This window comes from Mesorhizobium sp. M5C.F.Ca.ET.164.01.1.1 (assembly GCF_004792125.1).
Lineage (GTDB): Bacteria > Pseudomonadota > Alphaproteobacteria > Rhizobiales > Rhizobiaceae > Mesorhizobium > Mesorhizobium wenxiniae.
The window spans coordinates 1-309 of the sequence record NZ_SRTG01000434.1 but is presented as its reverse complement, the minus strand read 5'-3'; the positions used below and the strand labels follow the sequence as shown (position 1 = coordinate 309).

Sequence of the window (309 nt, the reverse complement as noted above, 5' to 3'; positions counted from 1 at the left end):
ATGGCATGTCGTGAAGTTGCAGGCGCCGCTACGTCAAAGGGAGATTGGCAGCGCTCACTGACCTGCCAGGTCAACGGCCCCCAGCAGCGGCGCGGCATCCGTGTTGTCAGCAAACAGCACCACCTGCGTCGCCAGGGCGGCCGTGGTGGCGACCTGGAAGAAGATGAAAGCGAGGGCGAGATAGCGGATCACGGGCTCCAAAACGCTCCGGTGGTCAACTGGTTCCAGTCCGTCGGGCCTTTTTTGCCGTATAGTCCTGTCGCGCATCAAGCCCATCCAGGGCTGGCTCTTGCGAAGCGCCGATGTCCC

At 62.8% G+C, this 309-nt stretch carries 1 protein-coding gene; it reads right to left on the bottom strand.

Features of this window, described 5'->3' with window-relative positions:
* Positions 1–54 precede the first annotated feature (54 nt).
* On the bottom strand, positions 55–309 hold a 255-nt coding region (locus tag EN807_RS36235; RefSeq protein WP_210240031.1), incomplete at its 5' end, for a hypothetical protein.